The organism is Phycisphaerae bacterium (assembly GCA_035384605.1).
GTDB lineage: Bacteria > Planctomycetota > Phycisphaerae > UBA1845 > PWPN01 > JAUCQB01.
The window spans coordinates 1-2,330 of sequence record DAOOIV010000231.1 but is presented as its reverse complement, the minus strand read 5'-3'; the positions used below and the strand labels follow the sequence as shown (position 1 = coordinate 2,330).

Annotated in this window: 1 protein-coding gene; it reads right to left on the bottom strand. The window is 62.5% G+C overall.

What is annotated here, in order from left to right:
- Nucleotides 1–102: 102 nt before the first annotated feature.
- A partial coding sequence (locus tag PLL20_22160; protein HPD32704.1) for an isopeptide-forming domain-containing fimbrial protein occupies nt 103–2,330 on the bottom strand: 2,228 nt, incomplete at its 5' end.

Sequence of the window (2,330 nt, the reverse complement as noted above, 5' to 3'; positions counted from 1 at the left end):
ACATCGCCGACGCCAAGGCCCGGCTGGAAGCCATGTTGCGGTGACGAACACGGCCCCGGCGTTTCGATCAGCGCAACACCACGACTGGCAGCCACGCGCTGATCACGGGCCGCTTCTCGACCGCCGCCTCCAGCGTCGCCGGCAAAGAACACGTGCTCGAATGAACCCAAGACCGAGCACGCCTGCAGCCAGAATCACCAGTCCGCCAGGCCCCATGGCTCCGCAGCCGCCCCTGCCACGGGCGACCAGCGTGGTGGTGGCATCGGGTTGACCGGGGGCCGATTCGGTGTTGCCCAGCCCATCACGGGCAATGGTGTAGAAGCCGTAGCGGTGCCCGATTGCGCCTTCATACGTGGCGGTCGTGGATGTCGTCTCGCTCAACCAGGCACTGTAAGCGCCGCCGTCCACCGAGACGTAGACCGTGTAGTCCATGACCCCCGCCCCCGCGTCCGATCCCGACCACTGCAGTGCAATAGTGTCTCCGCTGGTCCGCGCGGGCAGAGCGGCAACGCTGCTGGTCGGCGCGGTCCGGTCGATCGTATGTACGACCTCCGGTGTGACGATCGGGTCGTTGCGGTCGAACACGATCGATGCCTGGTTGCGTATCTGCGTGCCGGACGCAAGATCAGCAACCGGGCGGATGGTGTATTCGACCCAGCCCTCACCCTCGGGCGGAGTATCGTTGGGCGGCAGATTGATGTTGCGGAAGGTGAAGGTCACAACACCCGTCTCCGTGCTCAGGTTGGTCGTCAAAACTGAGGAATGACTGCTGCCGACGAGCGTGAACGTTGAGTAATCCAGATTCTCATCCAGAGTATCCGTGATCACCACGTCTGTGGCGGCCGCCGTTGCCTCAGGCAGGTTCTCAAAGTGAATGATGTATCGGAGCGTCTCGTTGCCGTAGATACAGCCGTTGACACCAGTGTGCGACACCTTGTCGTTGGGGTCCCATGCGAACAGGGCATTGAACCCCAGGTACGTGCGGTACATCAGGTAACAGGACCTCAGGTCGTTGATGCCGTCGAACATGATCAGGTAGATCGGGGCCGCCTCAGGAATCACCGCGAGCACCACCATCTGGCCCAGGCCCCGAGCGACGACTTCTTCGAGCTTCGACACCCCATAGTCGGCCGCCGACTGGACGAAGGCATCCTCGATGATGTCAAAGACCTCCTCGAACTCCACCTCGTACCCCCGTTCGGCGAATTCGCGATGAATATTGGTGGCTGCCGCATCGAAGATCGTGCAAGCATCGCCAATCGGGCTGAACCTTGTGGCGAGCTTGGCCGAGCTGCTGTCAGTGGCCGATTGGAGATATCCGATCGTCGCTTCCAGGTTCACGTCCCAATGCAGCGGGGCGACGTTTTCAGGCCCGGCGACGTGAAGCCAGAAGCTGTATGAATCCTGTGCGCCGATGCGGCTGACCCACACGTATTCTGGATGGCTGGCGACGGCTTCACTGAACTCGTCGTCCAGTTGCGTCAGTCCTCCCGGGACGGTGGCCGGCAGTTCGACCCGGTACTGCGTTCCTGCGGTGAGCTGCACCGAAATGACCGGATTGAGCAGGTCGATGTTGCCGGTATTGTGGCAGACGACGTGGACCGAACTGGCCCCGCTGGAGAAAAGAGTGGCTTCGCCGATGATTTCCAGGGACGCTGATTCGCGGGCCGCCTCGATCACAAATGCTCCGGCCAGTCGCGTCTGGGAATCGTCGGGAGTAGTCAGAACAACGTCGTATGCCCCGTGTGCCCTGCCCGTCAGATCGAAAACTGCCTTGAGCGTCGTGGCTCCCACGACGAACGTTCGAGAGGCCCTGATGGTCGGAAAGCCCGTTCGCTCAAGCGACATGGTCGTGCCGGCCGCAAAACCGCCGCCAGTGACGGTGATCGTTACGTCGTCATCTCCGCCTCGCGAAGGCCGGACCGACCAGACGCCCGATCCGCCGTGCGTGAACTCGACAACCAGCACTCCCGAACTGCCCGCGGCCATGTACAGCCGGTCGCCGTCCGGCGAAATCTTCATGACGTGCGCACTGTAGGTCCCGCTCGATCCGCCCGGAGAGGCCGGCAGTCGAATGCAGGTCAAGCCGTTCGACTCATCCTGGTCCAGGTCAATCATCTCGTAATCGTCGTGCGAGGCCACGACAAGTTGCTCGCCGCCATAGGTGGCCATGTCGGGCTGCCCGCAGGACCAGGCAAAACCGGCGTAGTAGATATACCGGCCCTCGGGGTCCACGGCCACGTCGGCAGGGCTCATGCTCGCGTCGAATGTGACCGCCTCCGGGTCTGTATAAAGGCTCACTCGTCCCAGCAACGCCAGATCGCTCGCCC